25 protein-coding genes are annotated in these 26,056 nt (G+C 36.8%); 17 read left to right on the forward strand and 8 right to left on the reverse strand.

What is annotated here, in order from left to right:
* The first annotated feature begins 12 nt into the window (after positions 1-12).
* On the forward strand, positions 13-669 hold the full coding sequence (locus GHT08_RS00545; RefSeq protein ID WP_163578945.1) for an SGNH/GDSL hydrolase family protein: 657 nt from the start codon (positions 13-15) through the stop codon (positions 667-669).
* Positions 670-1,112: 443 nt separating this feature from the next.
* On the opposite strand, the gene GHT08_RS00550 is transcribed toward GHT08_RS00545, so the two are convergent.
* The 3 genes from GHT08_RS00550 to GHT08_RS00560 form a co-directional block, all read right to left on the reverse strand.
* Positions 1,113-1,958, reverse strand: coding sequence for an alpha/beta hydrolase (locus tag GHT08_RS00550; RefSeq protein WP_163578946.1), 846 nt, complete (start codon positions 1,956-1,958; stop codon positions 1,113-1,115).
* Between the two features lie 54 nt (positions 1,959-2,012).
* Complete coding sequence (locus GHT08_RS00555; RefSeq protein ID WP_163578947.1) at positions 2,013-3,404, reverse strand: Na+/H+ antiporter NhaC family protein; 1,392 nt, start codon at positions 3,402-3,404, stop codon at positions 2,013-2,015.
* A gap of 228 nt (positions 3,405-3,632) precedes the next feature.
* Positions 3,633-3,884, reverse strand: coding sequence for a YkuS family protein (locus tag GHT08_RS00560; RefSeq protein WP_153835851.1), 252 nt, complete (start codon positions 3,882-3,884; stop codon positions 3,633-3,635).
* Positions 3,885-4,058: 174 nt separating this feature from the next.
* Here GHT08_RS00560 and GHT08_RS00565 point away from each other — a divergent pair, with 174 nt between their 5' ends.
* The 7 genes from GHT08_RS00565 (at position 4,059) to GHT08_RS00595 (ending at position 8,638) form a co-directional block, all read left to right on the forward strand.
* Entirely contained in the window at positions 4,059-4,268 is a 210-nt protein-coding gene (locus GHT08_RS00565; RefSeq protein ID WP_163578948.1) for a hypothetical protein, read from the forward strand.
* Between the two features lie 31 nt (positions 4,269-4,299).
* Positions 4,300-4,470, forward strand: coding sequence for a hypothetical protein (locus GHT08_RS00570; RefSeq protein ID WP_163578949.1), 171 nt, complete (start codon positions 4,300-4,302; stop codon positions 4,468-4,470).
* Positions 4,460-4,603, forward strand: a complete 144-nt coding sequence (locus GHT08_RS00575) for a hypothetical protein (RefSeq protein ID WP_163578950.1) — start codon at positions 4,460-4,462, stop codon at positions 4,601-4,603. Before GHT08_RS00570 ends, GHT08_RS00575 begins: the two co-directional genes overlap by 11 nt.
* A 160-nt stretch (positions 4,604-4,763) precedes the next feature.
* A complete protein-coding gene (locus tag GHT08_RS00580; RefSeq protein WP_163578951.1) occupies positions 4,764-5,780 on the forward strand; it encodes a dienelactone hydrolase family protein in 1,017 nt (338 codons plus the stop codon).
* Between the two features lie 135 nt (positions 5,781-5,915).
* Positions 5,916-6,533 carry a hypothetical protein gene (locus tag GHT08_RS00585; protein ID WP_163578952.1) on the forward strand — a complete coding sequence of 206 codons (618 nt, stop codon included), beginning with the start codon at positions 5,916-5,918 and terminating at the stop codon, positions 6,531-6,533.
* A 320-nt stretch (positions 6,534-6,853) separates the two neighbouring features.
* A complete protein-coding gene (locus GHT08_RS00590) occupies positions 6,854-7,849 on the forward strand; it encodes a hydroxyacid dehydrogenase (protein WP_163578953.1) in 996 nt (331 codons plus the stop codon).
* Positions 7,850-7,864: 15 nt separating this feature from the next.
* Complete coding sequence (locus GHT08_RS00595; protein WP_163578954.1) at positions 7,865-8,638, forward strand: sugar phosphate isomerase/epimerase family protein; 774 nt, start codon at positions 7,865-7,867, stop codon at positions 8,636-8,638.
* Between the two features lie 9 nt (positions 8,639-8,647).
* Here the strand turns inward: GHT08_RS00595 and GHT08_RS00600 are convergent, their stop codons facing one another.
* Positions 8,648-9,631: a LacI family DNA-binding transcriptional regulator gene (locus GHT08_RS00600; protein WP_163578955.1), complete on the reverse strand. Its 984-nt coding sequence runs from the start codon at positions 9,629-9,631 to the stop codon at positions 8,648-8,650.
* A gap of 133 nt (positions 9,632-9,764) precedes the next feature.
* Between GHT08_RS00600 and lacZ the strand changes: the two genes are divergently transcribed.
* Both lacZ and GHT08_RS00610 read left to right on the forward strand, forming a co-directional pair.
* Positions 9,765-12,866, forward strand: a complete 3,102-nt coding sequence (gene lacZ, locus GHT08_RS00605; RefSeq protein ID WP_163578956.1) for a beta-galactosidase, LacZ type — start codon at positions 9,765-9,767, stop codon at positions 12,864-12,866.
* Positions 12,867-12,927: 61 nt separating this feature from the next.
* On the forward strand, positions 12,928-13,110 hold the full coding sequence (locus GHT08_RS00610; RefSeq protein WP_018931074.1) for a cold-shock protein: 183 nt from the start codon (positions 12,928-12,930) through the stop codon (positions 13,108-13,110).
* Between the two features lie 55 nt (positions 13,111-13,165).
* On the opposite strand, the gene GHT08_RS00615 is transcribed toward GHT08_RS00610, so the two are convergent.
* Complete coding sequence (locus GHT08_RS00615) at positions 13,166-13,675, reverse strand: DUF3221 domain-containing protein (protein WP_163578957.1); 510 nt, start codon at positions 13,673-13,675, stop codon at positions 13,166-13,168.
* Positions 13,676-14,087: 412 nt separating this feature from the next.
* Here GHT08_RS00615 and GHT08_RS00620 point away from each other — a divergent pair, with 412 nt between their 5' ends.
* The 7 genes from GHT08_RS00620 (at position 14,088) to GHT08_RS00650 (ending at position 21,201) form a co-directional block, all read left to right on the forward strand.
* Entirely contained in the window at positions 14,088-15,122 is a 1,035-nt protein-coding gene (locus GHT08_RS00620; protein WP_337747087.1) for a LacI family DNA-binding transcriptional regulator, read from the forward strand.
* Positions 15,123-15,171: 49 nt separating this feature from the next.
* Positions 15,172-15,852: a YesL family protein gene (locus tag GHT08_RS00625; RefSeq protein ID WP_163578959.1), complete on the forward strand. Its 681-nt coding sequence runs from the start codon at positions 15,172-15,174 to the stop codon at positions 15,850-15,852.
* Positions 15,853-16,362: 510 nt separating this feature from the next.
* A complete protein-coding gene (locus GHT08_RS00630) occupies positions 16,363-17,661 on the forward strand; it encodes an ABC transporter substrate-binding protein (RefSeq protein ID WP_163578960.1) in 1,299 nt (432 codons plus the stop codon).
* Between the two features lie 82 nt (positions 17,662-17,743).
* A complete protein-coding gene (locus tag GHT08_RS00635; protein WP_163578961.1) occupies positions 17,744-18,664 on the forward strand; it encodes a carbohydrate ABC transporter permease in 921 nt (306 codons plus the stop codon).
* A gap of 13 nt (positions 18,665-18,677) precedes the next feature.
* The gene (locus GHT08_RS00640; RefSeq protein WP_163578962.1) at positions 18,678-19,523 is read left to right on the forward strand and encodes a carbohydrate ABC transporter permease; all 846 of its coding nucleotides are present in this window, start codon (positions 18,678-18,680) and stop codon (positions 19,521-19,523) included.
* Positions 19,524-19,553: 30 nt separating this feature from the next.
* Positions 19,554-20,588: a LacI family DNA-binding transcriptional regulator gene (locus GHT08_RS00645; protein ID WP_163578963.1), complete on the forward strand. Its 1,035-nt coding sequence runs from the start codon at positions 19,554-19,556 to the stop codon at positions 20,586-20,588.
* Positions 20,589-20,598: 10 nt separating this feature from the next.
* Entirely contained in the window at positions 20,599-21,201 is a 603-nt protein-coding gene (locus GHT08_RS00650; protein ID WP_163578964.1) for a YesL family protein, read from the forward strand.
* A 650-nt stretch (positions 21,202-21,851) separates the two neighbouring features.
* On the opposite strand, the gene GHT08_RS00655 is transcribed toward GHT08_RS00650, so the two are convergent.
* From GHT08_RS00655 to GHT08_RS00665, 3 genes are read right to left on the reverse strand one after another with little or no spacing between them, the layout of a single operon-like run.
* Complete coding sequence (locus GHT08_RS00655; protein WP_163578965.1) at positions 21,852-22,799, reverse strand: substrate-binding domain-containing protein; 948 nt, start codon at positions 22,797-22,799, stop codon at positions 21,852-21,854.
* 14 nt (positions 22,800-22,813) lie between these two features.
* A complete protein-coding gene (locus GHT08_RS00660; RefSeq protein WP_163578966.1) occupies positions 22,814-24,319 on the reverse strand; it encodes a response regulator in 1,506 nt (501 codons plus the stop codon).
* 1 nt (position 24,320) lies between these two features.
* Entirely contained in the window at positions 24,321-26,054 is a 1,734-nt protein-coding gene (locus GHT08_RS00665) for a cache domain-containing sensor histidine kinase (protein ID WP_163578967.1), read from the reverse strand.
* Positions 26,055-26,056 lie beyond the last annotated feature (2 nt).

Below are 26,056 nucleotides of genomic sequence, written 5' to 3' on the forward strand. Positions count from 1 at the left end.
TAGGAGGACAAAATGAAGCTAGCAAAAAATCAAAAATTATTGTTTATTGGAGATTCTGTAACTGATTGTGATCGTGCGAAACCAGAGGGGGAAGGATTATTTCAAGCGTTAGGAACTGGATATGTATCCAGTGTTGATTCATTTCTACAATCGACATACCCTGAATTAGGAATTCGTGTCGTAAATAAAGGGATATCTGGAAATAATGTTATAGACTTAAAGAATCGTTGGCAGGAAGACGTACTTGACCAAGCCCCGGACTGGTTAGTCATCATGATCGGTATAAATGATGTGTGGCGCCAATTCGATTCTCCCTTTATTCCAGATCGACATGTTTATATCGATGAATATGAGAAAACATATCGGGAGCTAGTCGAGAAAACAAAATCAGAAGTAAAACAATTAGTGCTGATGACACCTTTTTATATCGAACCTAACCCCAACGATCCAATGCGTTATAAGATGGATGAGTATGGTAAATTGGTTAAGCAAATTGCGATAGAACACGATACATTATTTGTTGATACACAAAAAGCATTTAACACCGTTTTAGAGAAAATCTATCCGGCTGCAATTGCATGGGATCGAGTTCATCCCAATCACACAGGCCATACCGTTTTAGCAAAAGCTTTCTTAAATACGATAGATTTTAACTGGCGAAAACAATAAGGGTAACTAAACTAGTCTAGTTTCACTTGCTGTTCGTTCTATTGAGTAATTATTGGATATCAAGGGAAGAGAAGCGAATATCCCGCGGAAGCGGAGCGCTTATCCCTGGAAGCGAAATCCTGTTCCGGGGAAAAAGCATTCCCTTCCGAGGAAAAGGGCTCCTGTTCCCTGGATAAGTGAATATATCCAGGGAAGAGAAGCGAATATCTCCGGAAGCGGAGCACTTATCCCCGGAAGCGAAATCCTGTTCCGAGGAAAAACCATTCCCTTCCGAGGAAAAGGGCTCCTGTTCCCTGGATAAGTGAATATATCCAGGGAAGAGAAGCGAATATCTCCGGAAGCGGAGCACTTATCCCCGGAAGCGAAATCCTGTTCCGAGGAAAAAGCATTCCCTTGCCTGAATAAATAATAATTTTGAGGTTGTTTTATCTTTATTATATTACTCATAACCGCTTATTGATCCATTGCATAACATTATCCAGTGCTAAATCTCGATAGTGGGCTTGTAACGGATGATGGAATCCATCATTAAACGTAACGAAATGCTTATCCGGTATCGAAACGGAATGGAAAAAATCTTGAATAAAACGAGGATGTATGATCGGATCTTTTTGATCGTAGACAAATAGAACTGGGAATTGGAATAAGGCTGCTTCTGCTATCGCATCAACTCCATTTTGAATTAACTCAAATAGCCAACGTGGCGTATATTGCGACGTCATTAATGGGTCTTTTTTTAGTTCTTTTTTCTTTGGTAGATACGGTTCTAAGGATGTTATTGCTCTGAAAATCCTTTCCCACTTATTAGGACGTATCGATAGGTTCGGTAATACACTAGAAGCAACTGCAAGGATTTTCTTGCTAAAAGAAGGCAGCTCAAAACGCAATGCTAATGCAGGTGAAGATAGGATTACACCATTTGTCTCATATGCGTAAATTTGACTGTACCGAATCACAATTAAACCACCTAAGCTGTGGCCGAATAAAAAAATGGGCATATGTTGAAACTGGGCGGATACCCACTCAACGAGCGTATGCAAGTCGTCTATATATTCCTGGAATGTATTGATGTGCCCTCGAGCTCCTTCTGATTGTCCGAAACCTCGTAAGTCAGGGGCAACTACAGCAATTTCATGGTTGACACATTGGGCGGTAATCGGCTGATATCTGCCAGAATGTTCACCGGCTCCATGCACAATAATAATGACTGCCTTTGGATGAGAAGGTGTCCAAGTTTGATAAAAAAGGTTAATGCCATCTTTTGATTGGATATAATTGCTCGAATACATGATATACCTCCACTTTAGCTTTATCACTGGTAAGCCCGCTGATGTAAGTCTCAACTATAAGATAAATGTCATCACTCCATATAGAACGGCAGAAATAGCAAGTGCGATTAAAGCAGGAACTAATTTATACCTAGCGTATTGCATCGCATTAATGTTCAACAATCCAGCAATCGTATTATTGTTGTCACTTAGCGGTGATGCGATTGAACCAAATGATCCGCTTGCAAATACCGCTCCTATTACTAAAGGTAAGGATGCATCAGCAGCCTGTGCCAGAGAGACCCCAAGTGGCATTAAAATACCCCATGTTCCCCAGGAAGAGCCAATAAAATAGGACACAAACGAACCAATTAAAAACATGACAGGTGGAATCAACATAGCTGGTACCCAATCTACATTGTTGGTAACAAACGTTGAAAAACCGAGATCTTCCGTAACAGAAGATAACCCCCATACAACAGCTAATAAAAGGATGACAGACATAAGATTATTTCCAGCCTCAATAAACTCATGTATAGTGTTTTTTAACGAGTTTTTTTGAATGATTTGCATGATGACCGTTATTAATAAGGTAATAAATAATGCCACCACCATTGCCTGTAAGACATCGGCTTCGATAAAGGCCTGGAAAAATCCATATCCTTGTTGATTACCATCCCACCAGGTCAGGAACAAAGTTAAGATAATCACTAATGATACGGGAATGATTAAATTCCATGGTTTTGCTTCGATATCATCGGCAGAGGTGTTGTCTTCATCTTTAATTCGTTCAGGGTCACGTTCATCTTGATCAATTTCTTTTGGGTGGCGGAATATTACAAATAACGTCCCGATAACAATCATTGAAATGGCAAAAAAATTAAACGGAATACTGCGGATAAACATAGAATAAGGATCAGCTTCAATTCCTTGATTTTGCAAACCCATTTCGATAACGGAAACCATATAACCAACAAAAGCTGTAGCAATCGGGATTAACACAATAACGGGTTGTGTACTTGTCTCAATCATAAAGGCAAGTTCTTTGCGAGTCATGTTAATTTTTTGTAATAATGCTTTCATAATCGGTGCCACTGTTACAATCCGGAAACTAGGAGCACTAAATGTACCAAGTGTCGAAGCCCACGTTAGCAAAATGGCTTCTCGCTTTGTATTAATTTTCTCAGAAGTCAATCCAACAAATCCTTTGATACCACCTGAAGCCTTCATAATCCCAACAAGACCAGAAAACATATATAAGAAAATGATGATCTTTAAATTATTAATATCTGTTAAGCTGTCTACGATATATTGTGCTGCTTGTTCGATACCACCTATTAGAGACGGTTCAACGAAATAAGCCCCAACGATCAGCCCTAGTGTTAATCCTGGGAATACTTGTTTTGTTTTTATCGCTGTCACGATCACAACGATAAACGGAATAATGGCAATCCAACTACCTTCCATTTGTGTAGCTCCTTTGATAACAAACTGATGCTTATAGCTTGTATTAAAATGATAAAACTATACTTTGTTAAAAAGGTAAAATGGGGAGTGATTGTCCGGCTGAATAGGTAGAAAAGCTAGATACTTCAACATTGACAGCATCATAGATGAGCATGTTAAATAAAAATAAGAAAACCAGCCGTTTCATGATTGAAAGGCTGGTTTTTTGTTCACATTTTTATAAAAAATTTACTGTTGCTGTTGCAACCTTTGCTCTACTTGCTGACAAACGTCATTCGCGTTAAGTCCTTGAGCACTAATTACTGAACCTTGAATCGCAGTGTCTTGCATCCCCATCACATTTTGATCTTGGCCAGAAACAACGCAGCAATCACAGCCATTAGCATCTTGTTCTTGTCTTAATGTGATGACTTCATGTCCATTTTCCTGTAATTGTTGTTGTACTGCTGTTAAGGATTCCTCTACTCCAATACGCGCCATTTTATCTTCCTCCTTAAATTAACATCATCTTTTAATATTTTTTTCATTTTCACTTCATACATAGTCATATTTTTTACTACTTTTATCGTTTTATTCCTCAAATTTTTTTACTTGTTAAATACCTTCTTGCATGAAAACAAGAGCGATGCAAAAAATAACGATGAGGTGATCATTATGAAAAGCAAGCGAAAAAAGAGCTTTCATATGCCTAACCCGGCAAACCAGGATGGAGAAATAGGGATCAGAAAAGACGTAGATCCCGCTCATCTTGAAGATTCACGTGAGCGCTATGCAGGAGACTCTGTTGACGCACATAAAGAATTGGAAGAAGCGAATGAATATGTTGCTAACAAAGAAATTGAACAAGTAAGAAATAATTCGTAACCTTGAATAAAACAGAAAAAGGATGATTAGTATGAAAGAGAAAAAATCACAAAAAAGAGTAGAGATTGAACAAGAGTCAATACCTGAAATTAATCATGAAACTCATCATCCTGACAGGGATGAAACAAGACTACAACAAGCCTCGAAGGAACCTGGTAATGATTATTTAAATACGGAAACAGGTGGACAAGGTGAAAAATAAAAGACAATCAAACCATACCGATGACAAAATAAAAAATCAGGAAGATCATGAATTTTCGGAAGAACTATCGGATGGTGGAGAAAGAAATGAAATGGTGAGAAGACAAACTGGCAGAAATTGTGGTGGTCTATAATCCATTTGTGGCTAACTTTCGATTCTGGAAGGTTAGCCACTTAATAATTTATGCTCCTTTTACATTTTTCCTTTTTTTAAAGTACCAAAATCGTATATAATAGAATTACACTTTAAAACGTTTTCATGTTTGGCTACGTAATATAAAAGGAGTTGGACATATGAATCAGTTAGATCGATTGTTTAACCAATTTTATGATAATGCATTAGAAGAAACGGTTAAAGCGGTTGGCCCCATCGAACGAAAACTATCTTTAAAAAGTAGTTTAGTAGAGTTATTAGGTGACTTCTCTTATCTAGACGAAACGCAAGTGGAGATGAAACCTACTGTTAAGGAAACGAAAGAATTTGATGACTATACAAGAGAATTGATTTCCTTACCAGTTACAGAATTAATCCACATACCAGTCTATGTCTTGACACCCAAAAATGAACAACAAACCTATCCTTCGGTTTTAGCACTTCATGGTCATGGCTATGGTGTTAACGAAGCAGTTGGACTGACTAAAAGTGGAGAAGAAGAACAAGGAGAGCCAGGTATTCATAAGCAATTTGCAGTAGAGTTGGTAAAACGTGGATTAAAAGTGTTCGCTCCAGAAGTAATGGGATTTGGCGATCGGCGGCTCACTCGAGATAAGGCTGCTGGCAATATTAATTCATGTGAAGCAATGGCAACAAACCTGTTGATGGAAGGGAAAACTCTTGCAGGTTTACGAATTTGGGAGGCACGTCGTATGTTAGATTATATCGAAGCCTGTTCTGACGTAAATACTGCACGAATAGGAATGATGGGTTTTTCTGGTGGGGCAGTCATTACGACATATACAGCTGCCCTAGATCTCCGCGTAAGTGCAACTGTCTTAACTGGATTCCCGAATACTTTTAAGGGAAGCATTATGGCGATGCATCATTGTATTGATAATTATATACCGGGCATATTGAATTATGCGGAATTGCCGGAATGGATATCATTAATCTCACCAAGAAGTTTGTTTATTGAATCAGGGGAAAAAGACCCGATTTTCCCCAATAAATTTGTAAAAGAGGCAATTGTTGAAATTGAGAAATACTATCATAATCGCCCTGAAAAATTCGCTTATGATATTTTTCCGGGAGGACATGAAATTAGTGGAAGAAAGTCGTATGGTTGGTTGATAGATCAGTTGTTTCTCCATTGAGAGAAGTTCACTTTATGATGAAATCTAAATACGATGGAAACTTTATGTAAAATTCTTGTTTGCGATTTCAGTTTCTCATGAATGTGATATACTCATAATTAAAGACAGAATGGTAGCAGGGGGAGAAGTTGCGCGATGAAAAAATTATGGGAAACTTTGAAAACGATGTCTTTTAAAGAAGCAGTAGATTATATTTGGGAATATTATAAGATCCACATAATCGGGATTGTATTAGGAGTAGCTTTTCTAGTATCCATTTTATCGACTATTTTTGGGGAGAAAGAGGAAACCTATGAAGTGATGGTTGTCAGCCAAATACCGTATGATATTACGGAGCAATTCTCCAATCAAGTCAATGAGAAATACTTTGATGAATTCCAAGTAGCAGTTAATAATATAACTTCTGGAGGCGAATCTATTGCGGATTTGTCCTATGCAGATATTCAAAAGTTTTGGGCTAATATTGGGGCTAATATGGTGGATATTATTGTAACGAATGAAACGATAGCGGAACAAATGGTAGAACAGGAAGGAATATTAGAAGTAGACGAAGTGGTTGACGAATCATTATTGGAGCAGAATGGTGTGGAATTATATCAGTTCGGAACAGAATCGATATATGGGATAGATACGAATCAATTAGATGTTTTTGATGATATCGAGCCTTTCCAGGATAAGGTTTTAATCATCCCCATTAATTCAGAAAACCATGACAAAACCACACAATTTTTAGAAACGTTATTAGAATCCTAACCAAGAAATCGACAAGAACAACTTGTCGATTTCTCATTAGATAATGGGAGCGAATATCAGTTCCGTTATTTGTTACAAAAGTGCCGTTTTCAGCGTGTTAACCGACATCTATTCCGCTATTCATCGAAAATAACGCTTATTTTGATCAAAAGTAACCGAATAACGGATTAAATGTCCGCTCCATAAAACGTTAGTGTCACCCGATTCGTATGCTACGTGATCCAAGCTGTAGAAATCAACAGCAAATTCATTAGTTTGAGTTTTAGCTATGAATAGTTGCTTGTTATCTTATATTTTATAAGTTAGAAGGTGTGTTTACAATGAAAAAAGCCATTTATGTAATGGATCAGCGTTCGTTTGATCTAGTATATCCAAAGTTTGTACGAGAAGAAATTGAGCAATTGGTTGACATAGTAGCAGAGCCTATCAATAAAGAACAAGTGCTGGATGATTTAACAGTACTTAAAGAGGTGGAGATATTACTAACTGGCTGGGGCTGTCCAGAGTTAGATGAAAGATTACTAGAACATGCACCAAATTTGAAAGCAGTGTTATATGCAGCTGGCTCGATTAAAACCGTCGCTACAGATGCAGCCTGGGAAAGAGGTATTCTATTTACAACAGCAGTTTCGGCAAATGGACAACCAGTAGCAGAATTTACCTTATCACAAATTCTATTTTGTTTAAAAAACGGTTGGCAATTTGTACGAGGTATTGAGGCTACCCATCAATATCCAGCAAAACCTTTTGCCATAAAAGGTGCATACCGGAGTGTTGTCGGATTAATATCTTTAAGTACAGTTGGGAGACATACTGTAGAATTATTAAAACCATTTGAAATAGATATTTTAGCTTACGATCCATTTGTTTCAGAGGAAGAAGCCAATCAATTAGGGGTAAAACTGTGTTCACTGGAAGATATTTTTCTAAAAGCAGATGTTGTTTCTCTTCACACGCCGTTGTTAGAGGAAACAATTGGTATGATTACGGCTAATCATTTCAGCGTGATGAAGAAAGGAGCTAGCTTCATTAATACTGCTAGAGGAGCAGTTGTCCGTGAGAAAGAAATGATCGATGTTTTACAACATAGAACAGACATTACCGCAGTATTGGATGTAACGGATCCTGAACCTCCCGAGCAAGGCTCTCCGTTATACCAAATGCAAAATGTTGTGTTAACACCTCACTTGGCTGGAAGTGAAGGAGAGGAATGTGGCAGAATGGGTGCCTATATGTTAGAGGAATTAAAGCGATATATCAACGAAGAGCCGCTCCAATGGTCCGTATCTAAGCAGCAATTTCAAAAAATGGCTTAAGAAAGGGGATTTAACATGAAAATAGGTTTATGCTCGGTAACATTTCGTGATAAAAGTCCAGAACAAATTGTAGATTTAGCGATGGAAGTTTCGTTAGACGGGATTGAATGGGGGGGAGATGTCCATGTTCCACCTAGAGATTACGAGCATGCAGAAAAAGTAGGTAAGATCACGAGATCACGAGGCTTAGAGGTAAGTTCCTACGGTTCTTACTATCGGCTAGCAGACCATACTGGTAATGAATATGATTTTACCACAATTCTGGAGACTGCAAAGAAATTACAAGCGCCGGCAATTCGTGTTTGGGCAGGTATGAAAGGAAGTAACGAGGCAAATGATCATGATCGTAAAAAAGTAGTCGAGGATGCTAGAAGGGTAGCAGATTTAGCCTCAGATGAAGGGATTACTGTGCATTTGGAATATCATGATCATACGTTAACCGATACAAAAGAAAGTGCCAGACGACTAATGGAAGAGATCAATCATCCTAACCTTTTCCTATATTGGCAGCCTGCTAATAATGTCTCCGTACCAGAACGGTTAGCGAGTATCGATTTAGTGAAGGAGTGGATAACGAATGTCCATATTTTTCACTGGCATTCTTTCGAGGACCGTTTGGAGCTTATAAGTGGTGAAGGAGAATGGCAACAATATTTGAAAGCAATCCAGCAAGATGGACACGATCGCTACGTATTAATGGAATTTGTCAAAGATGATGATGAAGCACAATTTTTGAAAGATGCTCAAACATTGCATATGTTAAGAGATACCATATATAAAACAACCTGATAACGAATATCAGGTTGTTTCTCTTTTGATTAAGGTTGTATCGATATACACTTTCTTGCAAATTTGCCGATCATCTCGCAACCGTTCCATCATCAAATCTACCGCAGTTTTCCCCATTAACTCTTTTTCAATCCGAACACTTGTGAGTGCTGGATAAACATATTTCGAAACGCTAATATCATTAATACCTATTAAGCTGATATGATCAGGTATCTCGATTTTGGCTTCATTTACTGCTTTCAGTGCACCAATAGCTAGCGGATCGTTAGCAGCGACAAAACCAATCTTATTTTCCAATGGATTTTCTAAAAATTGATTCATTAAATCATACCCACTGCCAACATTAAAATGATCTAATAATATCAGCCTTTCATCTAATAACTCTTTTTCCTTCAAATATTCTCGAAAGTAATGTTCACGAATATCTTGGACAGGATCGGCCGTCCCTTGTAATGTTTCCTTCCCACCTATAAAGCCAATCTGCTTGAAATGAAGCGTTAAAAAATGATCTACTGCTTGTCTGATCACGCTGCGAAAATCAGTCAGTACCGCGTCACAACCAGTATGTTCAATGTCAGAATCGACCAAGACAATATGTTGCGTTAGCTGTTTGAATTGGTCAATTTGTTTTTTACTAAAACGACCGACCGCAAGAATGCCGTCTATATCTTTCGGAATATCCGCTAATTCATATACCGTATATTTTAATAAGTGAAGATGATGCTGATTGGCTTGCTCTTCAATGCCATGACGGATCCCCATGTAATATAAATCGGTAAGTTCTTCAGCTTCTGTTACCCAATGTACAAATGCGATTCTTCTCGTTAATTTTTTCCGGGTTGCTTTCTTCTGATAAGAAAGGGATTCTGCGATTTCAAAAATCTTTTTTTTCGTCTCATCACCTACTGAGAGCTTCGGATCGTAATTTAACACTCGCGATACTGTTGCGATCGAAACACCAGCTTTTTCGGCAATTTCTTTAATGGTTGCCATACTATTCACTACCTTTAAGTAAAATAAGTAAAATTTAACTTGACTAGTTTTACTAATTATTTTATTATACTAGCTAAGAAAACACAATCTTTTGTTACAGAATGTATACGATTTCAGAATGAGGAGGGTTTTGATGTTAAACAAATCAAAGTTAGAATACACAGCGCCACAGAATGGTTATCCGGAATGGAATAATAATCCCGATATATTTCAATTAAACCGGATGCCACAGCATGCCATAGCGATTCCTTATCAAAGTCGCAAACAAGCTTTGGCACAACAAGAACAGCAGTCACATTATTATCAAAATCTAAATGGCAAATGGTATTTTCACTTTTCGGAAAATCCAGACAAAAGAATAAAGGATTTTTACCAGACAGATTATGATGTTTCCAATTGGGATAAGATTCAGGTACCTGCACATTGGCAATTAAAAGGATACGATTATCCTCAATATGTCAATACAAGATATCCTTGGATTGAACATGATGACATTAAAGCACCCTTTGCTCCAACCAATTATAATCCAGTAGGTCAATACGTGACAACCTTTGAGGTGCCTGAAAAGTGGGCTGACCAACCGGTTGTGTTACATTTTGCAGGAGTTGAAGCTGCTTTTTATGTGTGGTTAAATGGAGAGCTAGTAGGTTATAGTGAGGATACATTTACACCAGCTGAATTTAATCTGACTCCGTATTTACAAGCAGGAGAAAATAAATTAGCGGTGGAAGTATATCGTTGGGCAGATGCAAGTTGGTTAGAGGATCAGGATTTTTGGCGTATGAGTGGAATTTTTCGTGATGTTTATTTATATGCTTTACCGGACATTCACTTATATGACCATCGTGTCCGCACTACTTTTGATCAAGACTATGAGAACGCAGAATTGGAAGTGCAAGCACAACTAATCAACTATCATCTAAAACCCTTCTCTGCCAGTCATCTAGAAGTAGAATTATTAACGGATGAGCACGAAGTCGTTACCAAACAGTCAGTTGAACTTGATATTACCGATAAAGAAAAAGCAGAAGTAACGACGAAAACAACGATACCAAATCCTAAAAAATGGAGTGCTGAAGACCCATATTTATACACACTTGTTTTTACATTAACAGGTGACAATGATGAGGTTGTTGAGGTATTTGCAACAAAAGTAGGATTCCGTCAGTTTGAACTGATCGACAATATTATGCATATAAATGGAAAACGGATTATCTTCAAAGGGGTTAACCGTCATGAATTTACAGCAGACAGAGGACGAGCTGTAACCGAACAAGATATGATTGATGATATTGTCTTGATGAAGCAGCATAATATTAATGCGGTTCGAACTTCCCATTATCCGAACCATCCGAAGTGGTATGATTTATGTGATCAGTATGGTTTGTACGTGATTGACGAAACCAACTTGGAAACCCATGGTACCTGGCGTTATGGTCAGGAAACATTGGAGGATGCTTTACCTGGAAGTAAACCAGAATGGACTGCCAATGTTTTAGACCGTTGTAAATCTATGTATGAACGTGATAAAAATCATGCCTCTATTGTAATTTGGTCTCTTGGGAATGAGTCATTTGGTGGAGATAACTTCTTGAAAATGCATGATTATTTTAAAAATGAGGATCCGACTCGCCTTGTCCATTATGAAGGAGTATTCCATTACCGTCGATCTGATGATGCATCGGATATGGAAACTACCATGTACCGTAGCCCACAGGAGTTAGAATTTTACGCAAATCAGCCAGGAGAGAAAAAGCCGTATATTTTGTGTGAATACAGTCATTCGATGGGGAACTCCACAGGAAACCTCCATAAATATACAGAGCTTTTTGATCAATATCCTTCCTTGCAGGGTGGCTTTATTTGGGATTGGAAAGATCAAGCATTAAGGCATCAGACGAAAGATGGAACGGAATTTCTTGCTTATGGCGGTGACTTTGGTGAATCCCCACATGATGGTAATTTCGCCGGTGATGGCTTGATTTTTGCTGATGGTACTGTTTCGCCAAAACTGCTAGAAACAAAAGCTTGTTATCGTAATATTGATTTCGAAGCTATTAATATGAAGACTGGTGAATTTAAAGTAGTAAATAAAAATCTTTTCCAACGTTTAAACGATTATAAATTAGTTTGGACTGTAGAAGAGAACGGAGAAGTAATAGAGTCTGGCATTCACCCGTTAGATGCGGAACCAGGCAGTGAACAAATTATAAAATTAGCCTATCAAAGCGAACAATTTCAGCCGACAAAAGAGCAAATTGTTACATTACAAGTAATTTATGAGCATCCACCATTCTGGGCAGAAACAGATCATGAGGTGGCTTTTGAGCAATTTATAGTCCCTACTGCTTCAAATAAAGAACCAGTCAGTGGCAAAGTGCATATCGAAGAGGATGCTCATGTTTATCGAATGGCGGGTGAATCATTTACAGTTACGTTTGAAAAGAAATCAGGCTCATTGTCCTCCTATCAAGTGAAGGATAAGGAGTTTATTAAACAGCCATTAGCACCGAATTACTGGCGAGCAATGACTGATAATGATCGTGGTGCAAAGGTAGATCAAACAAGTGGTGAATGGCGTAAAGCTAGTTTGGAAAGACAATTGGTTGATTTCAAGGTTCATGACAGTGAAAAGCAGATCGTGGTTGAAGCAAGTTATCGCTTGCCAACATCCACTATTTCGATGGTTAACTTAACCTATACGGTAGATACAACGGGAGAGGTTGAAGTAGAGCAGCAATTACTTCCTGGAGAAAGGTCAGCGGATATACCGGAGATCGGCATGCGCTTTGAAATGGGTGCTACTTTTGAGAATCTGACTTGGTATGGTAAAGGACCACATGAAACGTATTGGGATCGTAAAAAAAGCGGTAAAGTTGCCATTCATAATGGTAAAGTAAACGAACAATTGCAGCCATATTTAAAACCACAGGAAAGCGGAAATAAGTGTGGTGTCCGTTGGTTGGAGCTTTCCGATGGAGAAGGTAATGGTCTGAAGATAACGGGAGACCCTACCGTTGAAGTAAATGCTCTTTCCTATACACCATTTGAATTAGAAGAAGCTAGTCATCATTATAAATTGCCAGAATCAGATAAAGTTTCTGTTCGTATTAATGGCTGGCAAATGGGTGTTGGAGGAGATGATAGCTGGGGTCAACAGGTTCATCCAGAATATCGATTGCATTCGAATCGCTCTTATCGTTATCAATTCACATTAAAAGGTTTTTCCAGATAACTTTGTATTTGTGGACAAATAAGCGTATAATAGAGGTATCACCCATGAAAGGGAGTGCCGTATGGCTTATTTTAATAACCAGAAAGAACCTGTCCAAAATGTTGAGACGAATGTTTGGTCCTGCGTAAGTGATGATTGTCAAGGCTGGATGCGTGAGAATTATTCATTTGAAAAAGAACCTGCATGTCCAATCTGTAAATCAGAAATGAAGAAGGAAGTAAGAGTAATTCCGGAAATGAAATAATAGATGAGAAGCTACTCCCTGATCAGGGAGTAGCTTTTTCATAATCTAGATAGGTTTAAGAAGCATTTCTTGGTTGAATGATCTCCACTTGGGTGACATTGCCTTGCATAGGAAAAGACTCTAAGATTGGGCCGTCTAACGTGACGGAAATATAATCTCCATTATTTAGGTTTAGGTCTTTTCTATGATCATAAGGAATGGTTAATAGGTTGAATCCACTTATTTTACGGAAGTAATCTTCATAATTCTCTTCTTCAGATTCTTGCGATTCTTTATTTTCTTCTGCAATAGTTATTTTTCTATAGTATGTTTGAAAGTACTTATCCATATAATAGAAATACTCCTCTTCATCATCAGCTTCCAATTTTTCTCGCATGTCTATATAACCAAAGTAGAAGTATCCTGTAATTGGCTCTGCATCTAGATCTTGATTGGAATTTTGATTGTCTGCATTTCTTGAAGGTGAGGTATTTTCAGGTTCTGTTGTGTTAAATTCTAAAACAAAAACCACCACGATAGAGCATAATAGAAAGATAGGAATAAGAATAAATAGAATTTTACGCATTAAATCTCCTTCTTTGTTTAAGAACTTTGAATATATAGGACTTTCACTGAATCTAATGTTGCACCTAAGTTAAAACCTGATTTTGATAAGCAGCTGAGTGCACTACAATTATCTTATTAGTTGTGTTATCTAAAATAGGCGCATCACTTTGATCTCCATATGCATAGTGCCAATTGGTTCCAGTTTAAGTGAAGAGCATCATCATAATTTTACTATGGGATTCTAAAATAAGAATTATTAGGTTTAATAGTTCTTCATTATAATATAACAATACTTTCATAATAATGGAAATAAATAGTTATTGAATTAATGCTTAGAATTAGTTATGTTTTATTTCTAGCTTGACAGAAAGGGCAATAAAAAGCTAAAAATAGAGTATAGAATGTTTTGTTGGTTCGGACATTTTAACTAGATAAAGAGGCAGAGGGATAAAATTATGAAGTTGACGATACGAGAGATTGCAAAAATGGCAGGGGTTTCACCAGGAACAGTGTCAAAAGTAATTAACCAAACTGGTAGCATTAGCCCAAACACGATTCAAAAAGTAAAGAAAGTCATAGAAGATACAGGATATCAACCAAGTTTTTCAGCAAAAGCTCTAGCAACAAAGAAATCGAATATGATTGGCCTTATATATGCTGGGGAAGTTCATGTTGAATTCAACCATCCTTTTTTTAACCAGGTTATTAATGCCTTCAAAAACACGGTAGGACAGCTGGGCTACGATATTCTTGTTTTTTCAAACCAATCGTTTAATATTGGGAAAGAAGACTATGTAGCTCGAGCAAAGCACTACCAATTAGATGGCTGTTTAATTATTGCAGGGGAGCATATCGAGGAAGCAATTTATCAATTAGATCAAAGTGATATACCGACAGTGGCTGTCGATTTAGAATTATCTGGCGAGCATTCCAGTTATGTGATGACGGACAATGAAAAAATTTCAAGACAGGTTGTTGAGTATTTTTATTTGAATGGCATTCGAAAATTAGCATTTATTGGTGGACAAGAAGATTCGATAATCTCCAATGTACGGAAAGCGTCGTATGAACAATCCATGAAAGATTTTGGAATGGACTTGCGTGATCAATGGATTAAATACGGAAACTTTTTTGAAGAGAGCGGCTATGAAAAAATGAAGGAAATCTTAGAAGAGGGAAGTATACCTGAGGCGGTTTATGCTGTGTCCGATATGATGGCATTAGGAGCTTTGAAAGCGATTAAAGAAGCAGGCTTATCGGTTCCTAAAGACATCAAAATAATTGGTTGTGATGACATTGAGGCATGTAGATACAGTGATCCAACTTTGGCAACAGTAAAGCAGGACCAAATGAAGATAGGAAAACTGGCAGCTAATATGTTGCATGACTTAATAAATGAGAGGAAAGTACAGAAATCTGTATATGTTGACCCGGAATTAATTATCAGAGATTCCGGACAAATTTAAATCAGCTATTTCTCATTGAGGACGTTTATTATTTTAGAAAACGGCTATAATGTTAACACAATATTCTAAAATAATAGGAGAAATGGGTGATGAGATGAACCAGACGGAAACGATGCTGTTTCGCATTCTACATGTATTTGCTTCGTTTTTGGCATTACAGTTATTATGGTTTTTCTTCTCATTAGGGATTGTTACCGTTATTCCCGCAACTGTTGCTATGTATGCTGTTGTCTTGGAATGGTCGAAACATGGGATAGATATAACAGGGGTATGGAAGACGTTTTATCAAGCATTTAAACTGAATTTTAGAAATACGCTATTTCTGGGAATTAATGTTGGTGTGATTGCGATTATCTTTAATTTAAATGCAAGTATTCTTCCGACATTTAACGGATTGCTGCATTTTGTTATGCAAGTGATATGGTTGTTTGCAGCAAGTATTTTCATTCTCACCTTAATAGCAATGCTTCCATTAATCGTGACATCTCATTTAAAAGGCTTAAAGTTATGGAAACACGCTTGGATTGCTTCGATTACCATATTGCCTGATATATTATTAATTGGAGGCATAGGCGCCATTTTTGTAATTGTAGGATTATATTTTCCTATGGCAATTATTGCAGGTGTGAGTCTTTTTGCATTTATTCACATTAATATATGGCAAAAAGCTGTCAAAAAATTACCGCAAGACTTTTTGGATCAGTGTTTATTAAAATATCGTTATCGATAACTGCTTCTTAGGTTGAGGAGCAGTTTTATTTATATAGTAAAGTATTAATAGAGAGCTCTATCTTGTAAGTACAGAAAGTATAAAATTAGTGTAATGACTATATTAAACGAAGTAGCCATCTTGAAATGTTTGATGTATTTTCGCAACGCTCCGACTAATTACTTCGCTTTCCGCAATGCCCTAGAATTGCGACCAGATCATGCAGAAGTTGTTACCATATCTTAATTGTTAATCATAACCATAAATTTACCTGTAAAGGAAACCGTTTTCTTTATAAAAATAATTTACTAAGAATTATTTCAAAAAACTGTTGATTTTGCAATATCCAAGTAATATAATGAGTTAAGAAAGCGGATACATTTTGCTGCAGCGTAATAATGTATTTATTTTTTTCTCTTTTAAGGAAACCGTTTTCTTTTAGAGTAATCCTAGTATTCTTAGGGTAGAACAGTCTGATTTATATTATTTCTTGTTGTTAGATTTAAGTTTAAAAATATGGGGGTTAGAATCATGAAAAAATGGTTGATGTTAGTTGTGTTCTCGTCGTTAGTATTCGCTTTAGTTGCTTGTAGTGATGACAATGAGAGTGCCGGTAGTGATGACGGTGGTGGCAACGATAGTGGTGACAATGGTGAAACTGTTTCATTAGATTTTTGGATCTTTGGAAGTACAGGTTATGGTGAGTTAGTAGACGAATACATGGAAGAAAATCCTAATGTTGAAATCACGATTAACGAAGGTGAAATGGAAGATATGCACAACAATTTGTTTACTTCTATTTCAGCTGGAAGTGGTGCACCAGATATTGCTCAGATTGAAATTAGTGCAATTGAAAAATTTTTAGATGCACAAGATCAATTCTATAATTTAAATGACTATGGAGCTGAGGATGTCGCTGGCAATTTTCTTGATTGGAAGTGGGCACAGGCTCAGAATGTCGATGGATCATTTCAAATTGGATTACCAACAGATATTGGACCAACCACTATGTTTTATCGCACAGATGTAATGGAAGAAGCTGGACTTCCAACAGATCGCGAAGAACTTGCTGGAGAGATTGATACATGGGATGCATACTATGAGGCAGCTAAAACTGTCAAAGCGGAAACCGGTAAACCTATAGCAGATGCTCCGCAGCTTGTCTTCAATGCGCTTAGGGACCAGCAAGATCAGCAATATTTTAATGAAGATGATGAATTGATCATCGAAGATACTGTGAAAGAAGCTTATGATTATACTACTAAAATGATTCAAGAAGATTTAATTGGCCAAAATGAACTTTGGACTCCTGAATGGGGAAATGCAATGGCTGAAGGTAGCTATGCTACAATGCCTGGTGCTCCGGGTTGGATGGTAGCAAACGTGAAAGGTAATGCTCCAGATGCAGGTGGCAATTGGGATATCGCAAATATACCGGAAGGGGCAGGTAACTGGGGAGGTTCGTTCTTAACGGTTCCAGCAGAATCCGAGTACCCACAGGAAGCATTTGATTTTATTGCTTGGTTAACAGCACCAGAACAACAATTGAGATCATTTGAAATTGCTGGATTATTCCCTTCTACTCCAGATGTGTATGAAAATGAAGAATTTTTAGCAACTACAGATGAATATTTCAATGGTGCTCCTACTGCACAAATTTTTGCAGAGGCTGCCCAATCAGTGAAAACGGTTTATATGGGTATTAATTATGCAACTGTTGACACTGAACTAAATACTGCACTTATTAATGTTGCTGTCGAAGGTGCTGACCCCCAAGAAGAATGGGATGCAGCTGTTGAACGTATCAACTCACAACTAGAGAGACAATAAGGATGATTATCGAACGGTCTATGGTGTCATTCATAGACCGTTTGACATAGACCGTTTGAAATCAGTGAAAGGAGAGAATGAAATGTCTCGGACAGATGTATCGATTAAAACGCACAAAAAATCATCCTTAAGTGAGAAAACGAAAGAAGCCATATCAGGTTATTTATATGTTTCCCCTTTCTTTATTTTATTTGCTATTTTTGGACTATTTCCTATTCTTTTTAGTTTTTACCTAGGCTTTCAAAAGTGGAATGGTTTAGGTGAGATGGAATATGTCGGATTGCAAAATTTTAAATGGGTACTTACTGATGGGATATTTTGGACCTCTTTAACTAATACGTTAATTATGTGGGTATTAGGTACACTTCCTCAATTGTTAATAGGTATTATTTTGGCATATGCATTAAATTCGGCATTGATAAGAATGAAAAGCTTCTTCCGAGTTTCCATCTTTATGCCTTATGTTACTTCGACAGTTGCGGTTGCTATTGTATTTGGAATTATGTTTAATAGTCAGGAATTCGGATTATTTAACGTCATTTTCGGCTGGTTCGGAGTAGATCCTATTAGCTGGGGAACATCCTGGTGGGGGGTAAAAGTGGCAATCTCCACGATGGTTTTTTGGCGTTGGGTTGGTTACAACACGATTATTTACTTAGCCGGTCTTCAAGCTATTCCAAATGAACTATATGAAGCTGCACAGATTGATGGTGCAACGATTAGACAGAAAATACAGTATATTACTATTCCGATGTTAAGACCAATCATTATATTAACTGTATTTACGTCAACAATTGGTGCATTACAACTATTTACCGAACCACTAATATATATTGGTCGAACATATAGAGAAGAAGGAATAACTGTAGTGCTTTATTTATACCGTGAAGCATTTTCTAATTTAGCATTTGGTCCAGCTTCAGCAGCTGCGATTATCTTATTTATTATTATCATTATCATATCCTCAATTAATGTTTTAATTGCAAATCGGATTGGGAGATAAGGAGGGTTAGTCAATGAGTGCAAAGGTCGAATCTAAAAAGGTTTCCATTTCGAAAATATTTGTGTATGTGCTGCTTGCCATTGCTACCTTTCTATCCATCTTTCCATTATATTGGATGTTTGTAATGGCAACCAACCACAATAGTGCGATTAATAGTGTTCCACCGGCATTTATTCCGGGCGCAGAATTAGTGACGAACTTTGTGAAAGTAATAGAGACTATTGATTTCTTTGGTGCTATTTGGAATTCACTTATTGTATCGACTGTTACAACAATAGGTGTATTATTTCTCTGTTCTCTAGCAGGTTTTGCTTTTGCTAAATTTTCCTTTAAAGGTAAAAATGTCTTGTTTGTCTTTATCTTGGTTACGATGATGATCCCACCACAATTGGGTTTAATTCCACAATATTTCATCATTACGAAACTAGATTGGTTAAACGATCTAAAAGCCATTATTGTACCGGGATTGATTGATGCATTTGGCATATTTTGGATGAGGCAATATATTAGTAGTAATGTTCCAGATGAACTGGTGGATGCCGCCAAAATTGATGGTTGCTCTAATTTTAGAGTGTATTGGAATATTGCCGTACCAGTTATTATTCCAGCGTTTGCTACCTTAGCGATTATTCGATTTATGTATATTTGGAATGACTTTCTATGGCCGCTGGTTGTCTTGCGTGAAGAATCATCATTTACGATTCAGGTTGCTTTACGCGGTTTGATTGATAACTATGTCCGTGATAATGGTATGATCTTGTCTGGAACCTTTTGGGCTACTGTCCCGCTGATCATCGTATTCTTGTTATTAAATAGATTATTTATTCAAAGTCTGACAGAGGGTGCGGTAAAAAGTTAGAGTAATACATTATAAAATAGAGGGATTCACATGAAGTTAACAATCAGAGAGATAGCCAATATGGCAGGAGTGTCACCAGGTACCGTATCAAAAGTAATCAATAAAACAGGCAGTATTAGTCCAAAAACGGTAAAAAAAGTAAAGAAAATAATTGAAGAAACAGGATATCACCCTAGTTTTTCAGCGAAGTCCTTGGCGACAAAAAAATCAAATTTAATTGGTTTGATTTATGCTGGGGAAGTTCATGTGGAGTTTAGCCACCCTTTTTTTAATGAAGTGGTTAATGCATTTAAAAATGCGATAGGAAAACTAGGATACGACATTCTAGTTTTTTCTAATGACAAGTTTAATAAGATGAAAGAGGATTATGTGGCTAGATGTAAACATTTTCATCTAGATGGCTGTGTCATTATCGCAGGGGAACAATTAGAGGAAGCTGTTAACCAATTGGATCAGAGTAATGTACCTTGCGTTGGAGTCGATATCGAATTGAAAGGACCAAGATCTAGCTACGTATCTACTGATAATGCAAAGGTTTCTGGTAGAGTAGTAGAATATCTTTACTTAAAATCCATTAAAGAGGTGGCGTTTATCGGTGGCCCGGCAGATTCAATCATTTCTAACCTCCGAAAAGAAGCTTTTATCCATTTTATAAACCTTTTTGGGATGTCTGTTAGATCAAATTGGATTCAATACGGTAATTACTTTGAAGATAGTGGTTATCAGGCGATGAAACGAATATTAGCTGATAAGCCATATCCAGAGGCAGTTTACACGGCATCTGACATGATGGCATTCGGTGCATTAAAAGCTTTGAAAGAAGAGGGCATACGTGTACCCGAAGATATGAAGTTGGTAGGTTGTGATGATATTGAAGCGTGTCGCTATAGTGATCCCCCGCTTGCGACTGTGAAGCAAGATAAGGATAAAATGGGAAAGTTAGCAGCTTATATGCTACATGATTTAATTAATGGAAACACAGAACCAGGTTCCATATTAGTAGATCCAAAATTAGTTATCCGAGATTCCTGTGTAATCGAAAAGGATATAACAATGTCCACATGAGGGTGATGACATGAATAAATCAGAAAACATTTTCTTTCGTATACTTGATATTTTTGCTCACTTTGTATTGCTCAATGCGCTTTGGATTATTTGTTCTGTACCTATAGTAACTATTTTCCCTGCGACAACGGCTTTGTTTGGGGTTGTCCGTAAATGGCACTCAGATGGTACAGACGCCGGATCGGTTCGATTGTTTTTTTCACTATTTAGAGAAAATTTTACAAAAAGCTTTATGATTGGAATTTTATGGACAATTGCAGGGTTGATTTTATTTGTTGATTGGTCAATCCTGCAACAAGTAGAATTTACTGGAAAGACTGGAGTATTTGCCTTATTGGTATTTTCCATTATTTTATTTATTTTTATGACCATGTATGTATTTTTTGTTTTAGTACATTATGAACTTTCCATATTACAAACGCTTAAGAATGCTTTATTTCTTTCGTTAGGTTACTTTATTCATACACTTTTGCTGTTGGTAACGATAGCTGGAGTAATTACAATCACTTTGATTGCACCGATTTTTCTAATAATCTTCGGAAGTATTTTAGCATTCACTATGTATTATATCTTTCATAAATTATCTATCAAAGTTGAACAGCAAGTTGTATGAAGGTGATAACCCTTGAGTAAAATAAGTCATTCTTGTGAAGGAAAAAGAATAAATGCTGAAAGTAATTAGCGACAAACTTTAAAGATTATTAAATAACCGCATGAAATTCAGCTTTCATGCGGTTTAGTTTATAGGTACAGAAATCAGTGCAATGACTGTATTAAGCGAAGTAGTTATTTTGAAATGTTTGATGTATTTTCGCAACGCTTGCAAAGTGGATTTTCGGCTCATCCAATACCCGCAAGAGTCTTCGTAATTAGTCTCCGCTATGAGGAGGTGCAACAATTCTTGTCAGAAGGAATAGATTGACTATTTACTATGGGTTAAAAATCGCTATTTGTGAGTAAAAACACCTCTGTTACCTCATGCTAGCGTTGAAGAGCATGATAATAGCGAAGGCCGCCCACTTCTACTCCTGTGGGAATTGTTTGGCCAGAAGATCCACTTTTTCGAGCGGGTTTTGCTCGAAAAAGTTAGATGAAGGACAACCCCCACGAAAAGGGAAGTGCGCAGCCGGAGTGGTGGTCAAGCAGTTGATCTAATGCCATAATGGGCACTAGAGGAAGCGTAAATCTTGAGCATTTATGATAAGGACTGAGCGAATTTTGCTCGATTTTTCTTACTATTGCAATAGTCTAGGAAATATTCGATCATTCTGCCATTCTATCCAGTTCAATTGTTTCCGTAAATTCTTTTTCTTTAACATTTTTCCCGTTTTTCAATTCAACAAGTCTTTTGACGAGCAGTTTTCCCCATTCCGTTTGATTTTGGGAGATCGTGCTTGTTATTTGTCCATTCTTCAATCCTTCCATAATAATCGGTAAATCATCAAAAGTAACAGCCGTTTTATCAAGGCCATGAGCTTTCCATACCGTAATGGCAGCAGGTCCAGCCAGTGAATCAATACCAACAAAACCATCAAAATTAGGGTGATTATCTACTAATTCTTCGATATTGGATAAAGTATCAGGTGCTGTTCCGTTGCTAAAGACCATTTCTTCTATCGTCAAATCAGGATATCGTGCGACGACAGCCTTTAGCCCTTTTATTCGAAGTTGTAAGTTTTCCATTGTTGGTAATCCGCTACTTACAATTAATTCTCCACTATAATCTAAATGCTCTGCTACCGTTTCACCAATATGTAAGCCAGCCAAATAATTATCAGTGCCAATATAGGCGTATCGATTACTGTTCGGAGCATCCGTATCAAAGCAAACAACAGGAATTCCTTGATCAATTGCTTGATTGATGATGGGAGTTATCGTTTCCGGATCTGTAGCTCCGATGGCAATTCCGTCTACCTGTTGTTCTATATACTTTTCCAGAATTTTTGCCTGATCTTCTGCAGAAGCAATCTTGGGTGCATCGATAATAATATTAATTCCTAGCTCGGTTGCTTGTTTACGAGCAGTTTTGGTTACTTTTTCAAAAAAAGGATGTGCAACGGGATAAATAATAGCAAAAGTATAATCCGAAGCTAGTCGCTCATTATTCTGTGTACTATCTTCTTCCAGTACTGGTTGATTGGTTTCAGAAAATAAAATAAACATACTAATGCAAAGGCAAAGTCCGATTATGGTAAAAATCCATTTCCACATAGATATCCCTCTTTTTAGTTAAAGCTTGTGGCTGAAATAGTTTTAGCTACATGATTTTTATATTCCTTTGTTGTCATACCTGTCGTTTTTTTGAATGTATGACAGAAATAATGAGAATCATTGAAGCCTACTTTATAAGCAATCTCGTATGTTTTGTGATCGGTTGTTTGTAATAATATTTTTGCTTGCTCCATTCTTGTTTTTGTTAAATATTCCGTAATCGTCTGTTCCATCTCTTTACTAAAAATATTACTAAGGTAAGAAGCACTAATATTTACTTCCTTGGCAATTTCCTGAAGGGACAAGCTGGAATCATGATATCGTGAAGTAACTACTTGTTTCACTTGTTGTATCACCTTTCCATATTTGCCGGAATGATGATCATGATGGACTAACAATGGTTGTAGCATTTTCTTCATCAAATCAATCATCTCTTCTTTGGTCCGAGCTTGGTGGATAGAATTTTCTAATGGTTCAATCCTTTCTTTACAACGGCTGTCATACTGATCAGATTCGTCCAGATGATGTCGAAGTGTAATCGTAAAATCTAGCAAAAAATAATAGAGAAATACATTGGAAAGTTCTTGTTTTTGATAAATAAAACGAGCATATGATTGAACAAATGAATCTAATTGATTTAATTGTCCAAACTTTAGAAAATGAATGAGTTTTCTTCTATCAAAGGACTGCATTAATTCCCGATGGATGTCCTGATGGTCTTGCAGAAAGGTATAAGATTGTATCGCCCGGTTGTAACTATAAGCTTCTAATGCGTTTTCATAAGATAGTGTAATATGTTCCGTCCTCGTTTCGATCGATCCTAACCCAAATAGAAGCGGTTGATAATATGTTGTTAACATTTCTTTGATTTCTTTGATTTGCTTTAACAGTAAGTGCTCCAAATCATGTTTTAAAATTATCACCGATTTCGTATCTTTCTCAAAAAGTAAGGGTTGGTATCGTGCTAATTTTTGTTTAATCGTTTCATCCTTTCGTTCGATTACAAGAACAGTGTAATAACTCGCCATTAAATCTACTTGAAGATTTTTCGCTTGATGGATGTTCTCCTCTGTTGATAGGGAGCCTTTACAAAGTTGCTCATATAATGTTTCCTTTGTGTCGATGCTATAAATTACCTTCCTTGTCGTTTTCATCGCCGTTTTTACTTTTCGTAAGATAGAAATTAAATCTTGACTGCTTACCGGTTTCAAACAATACTCTTCTACTTGTATTTGTATCGCTTGCCTAGCATACTCGAATTCATCGTGTCCGCTCAAAATAATGATTTTAACATGTGGCATTTTTTCCTTTACTACTCTGGCTAACGTTAATCCATCCATGAAGGGCATTTTTATATCGGTAATCACAATGTCAGGCTGATGTTTTTCAATTAATGGTAATGCCATTTCTCCATCAGACGCATCACCACAATAAATAAAACCCTCGCTTTCCCAATCAATCTTTTGTGCAATTCCCCGTCTAATCACTGCTTCATCATCAACTAAGAATACTTTATTCAATTTACACACCCCTTTTTGGAATAGTGATCGTTACCTTTGTTCCAGATCCTTTCCAACTATTTATCTTTAAGCCAAACTCTTTTCCGTAATACAGCTGTATTCGTTGTTGTACGTTAATAAGTCCAAATCCATTTTTTGAATCGGGGACTATTTCGCCGGAAATTAGGTGATTTCTTAACTTTTCTAATCGATCTTCATCCATTCCAATGCCATTATCAATCACCTCAAAACGAATCTTATCGTCTCCTTCTAATGTTCCGTTTATCCGTAAAAACCCTTTGCCGCGTTTATTTTTAATACCATGATAAATGGCATTTTCCACTACAGGCTGTAATAAGAGCTTTAAAATATGATAGTGATATATATTCTGATCTACATCAACTGATACATCTAAAATGTCTTCATATCTAGTTTGTTGAATATATAAATAACTATCTATATGAGACATTTCATCTGCAATTGTGATCCAGTCTTTGCCTTTATTAAGAGAGATTCTACTATATTGGGATAACGCTTTGGTTAGTTCGATAACAGATTCATGTTCTTTTGCTTCCGCTAACCAGACGATCGTATCGAGCGTGTTATATAGAAAATGTGGATTAATTTGGGCTTGCATGGTACGAAACTCTGCTGCTTTCAATTTCTTTTGTTCTTCGATACTTAGATCGAGAAGCAATTTTATTTTGGCAATCATTTGGTTGAAACTATGGCCTAAAGTTGCTATTTCATCTTCTCCAACCGGATGTACTTTTGCATGAAGATTTCCTTCGGCAGCTTGTGTCATTTTGGTCTTTAAAATGCGGATCGGTAATATTAACTTGTTAGAAATAAACATATAAAGTCCGATAATAAAAATAATACTGCAAATAACGGTTAAAAAGATTAAGCTGCGAATTTCATTACTATCTTTCATAATTTCATGAAGTGGCGCTTGTCCGATGACTTTCCAATCAGTCATTTTCGACGTTTCATAGACATAAAATGTGCCACCATCAGTGTAATAGCCCTGTTCTTTCTCTGAAATTCTATCCAGATCGATATAATCATTGTCTGCAGCATTACGTTGTTTTTGTTGGAAGAAGATATCACGATTAGTTGATGTGATAAAAAAGAAACTGCTCTCTGTTAACGTAACATCATCCAAAACAGAGGTGATTACAGATGCATCAATTGTTATTCTTAACAAACCGATCACAGAATCGGTTATATCCCAGACAATAGCATTCGTTACTTCTAATATGGGGAAACCATTTCGATAGATAATTTCCATCTGAGCTTGTGTAGGATCTTCGGTTAACCATTCCTCAGTATCGATATCGGTGCGTTGATAGACCCCTTTGTTATGACTGATAGTTTTGCCTTCTAAATTCATGATTTCAATGTCGAAGATATCTTCACCAGATAAATAGCTTTTTTGATAAAAATCAAACAAGCTTAGTATTTCTTTTGCTTCATCATAGGTTTCTTCTTGATGGAGTAAGAATTGAACAGTACTTTGCTGTTTTCCAATCTCATTAAATCGATGAATGTCTTGAAACAGAACATCAATTTCACGTGTGATTTGACTTGTTTTAATTTGCGCCAAACTGTAAGCTCGTTCTGAAACAATATTAGATGATTTTATATAAGATATTAATCCGATTAAAACTAACGGAAAGACTGTCAATAGAACAAACATAACGAGCATTTTTAGGCGTAAGCTTTTGTCTAACCAATTGAACCAATTCTTTTGCATAA

The sequence above is a fragment of the Gracilibacillus saliphilus genome (assembly GCF_010994085.1).
In the GTDB taxonomy this organism is placed as follows: Bacteria; Bacillota; Bacilli; order Bacillales; family Amphibacillaceae; genus Gracilibacillus; species Gracilibacillus lacisalsi.

Excerpts from the sequence above, each read along its gene's own strand:
- GHT08_RS00590 (WP_163578953.1), top strand. The coding sequence starts at position 6,854 with ATGAAAAAAGCCATTTATGTAATGGATCAGCGTTCGTTTGATCTAGTA.
- GHT08_RS00635 (WP_163578961.1), top strand. The coding sequence starts at position 17,744 with ATGTCTCGGACAGATGTATCGATTAAAACGCACAAAAAATCATCCTTA.
- GHT08_RS00550 (WP_163578946.1), bottom strand. The coding sequence starts at position 1,958 with ATGTATTCGAGCAATTATATCCAATCAAAAGATGGCATTAACCTTTTT.
- GHT08_RS00630 (WP_163578960.1), top strand. The coding sequence starts at position 16,363 with ATGAAAAAATGGTTGATGTTAGTTGTGTTCTCGTCGTTAGTATTCGCT.
- GHT08_RS00600 (WP_163578955.1), bottom strand. The coding sequence starts at position 9,631 with ATGGCAACCATTAAAGAAATTGCCGAAAAAGCTGGTGTTTCGATCGCA.
- GHT08_RS00610 (WP_018931074.1), top strand. The coding sequence starts at position 12,928 with ATGGCTTATTTTAATAACCAGAAAGAACCTGTCCAAAATGTTGAGACG.
- GHT08_RS00545 (WP_163578945.1), top strand. The coding sequence starts at position 13 with ATGAAGCTAGCAAAAAATCAAAAATTATTGTTTATTGGAGATTCTGTA.
- GHT08_RS00650 (WP_163578964.1), top strand. The coding sequence starts at position 20,599 with ATGAATAAATCAGAAAACATTTTCTTTCGTATACTTGATATTTTTGCT.
- GHT08_RS00570 (WP_163578949.1), top strand. The coding sequence starts at position 4,300 with ATGAAAGAGAAAAAATCACAAAAAAGAGTAGAGATTGAACAAGAGTCA.
- GHT08_RS00565 (WP_163578948.1), top strand. The coding sequence starts at position 4,059 with ATGAAAAGCAAGCGAAAAAAGAGCTTTCATATGCCTAACCCGGCAAAC.
- GHT08_RS00555 (WP_163578947.1), bottom strand. The coding sequence starts at position 3,404 with ATGGAAGGTAGTTGGATTGCCATTATTCCGTTTATCGTTGTGATCGTG.
- GHT08_RS00665 (WP_163578967.1), bottom strand. The coding sequence starts at position 26,054 with ATGCAAAAGAATTGGTTCAATTGGTTAGACAAAAGCTTACGCCTAAAA.
- GHT08_RS00560 (WP_153835851.1), bottom strand. The coding sequence starts at position 3,884 with ATGGCGCGTATTGGAGTAGAGGAATCCTTAACAGCAGTACAACAACAA.
- GHT08_RS00615 (WP_163578957.1), bottom strand. The coding sequence starts at position 13,675 with ATGCGTAAAATTCTATTTATTCTTATTCCTATCTTTCTATTATGCTCT.
- GHT08_RS00585 (WP_163578952.1), top strand. The coding sequence starts at position 5,916 with ATGAAAAAATTATGGGAAACTTTGAAAACGATGTCTTTTAAAGAAGCA.
- GHT08_RS00595 (WP_163578954.1), top strand. The coding sequence starts at position 7,865 with ATGAAAATAGGTTTATGCTCGGTAACATTTCGTGATAAAAGTCCAGAA.
- GHT08_RS00625 (WP_163578959.1), top strand. The coding sequence starts at position 15,172 with ATGTTAACACAATATTCTAAAATAATAGGAGAAATGGGTGATGAGATG.
- GHT08_RS00645 (WP_163578963.1), top strand. The coding sequence starts at position 19,554 with ATGAAGTTAACAATCAGAGAGATAGCCAATATGGCAGGAGTGTCACCA.
- GHT08_RS00640 (WP_163578962.1), top strand. The coding sequence starts at position 18,678 with ATGAGTGCAAAGGTCGAATCTAAAAAGGTTTCCATTTCGAAAATATTT.
- lacZ (WP_163578956.1), top strand. The coding sequence starts at position 9,765 with ATGTTAAACAAATCAAAGTTAGAATACACAGCGCCACAGAATGGTTAT.
- GHT08_RS00655 (WP_163578965.1), bottom strand. The coding sequence starts at position 22,799 with ATGTGGAAATGGATTTTTACCATAATCGGACTTTGCCTTTGCATTAGT.
- GHT08_RS00580 (WP_163578951.1), top strand. The coding sequence starts at position 4,764 with ATGAATCAGTTAGATCGATTGTTTAACCAATTTTATGATAATGCATTA.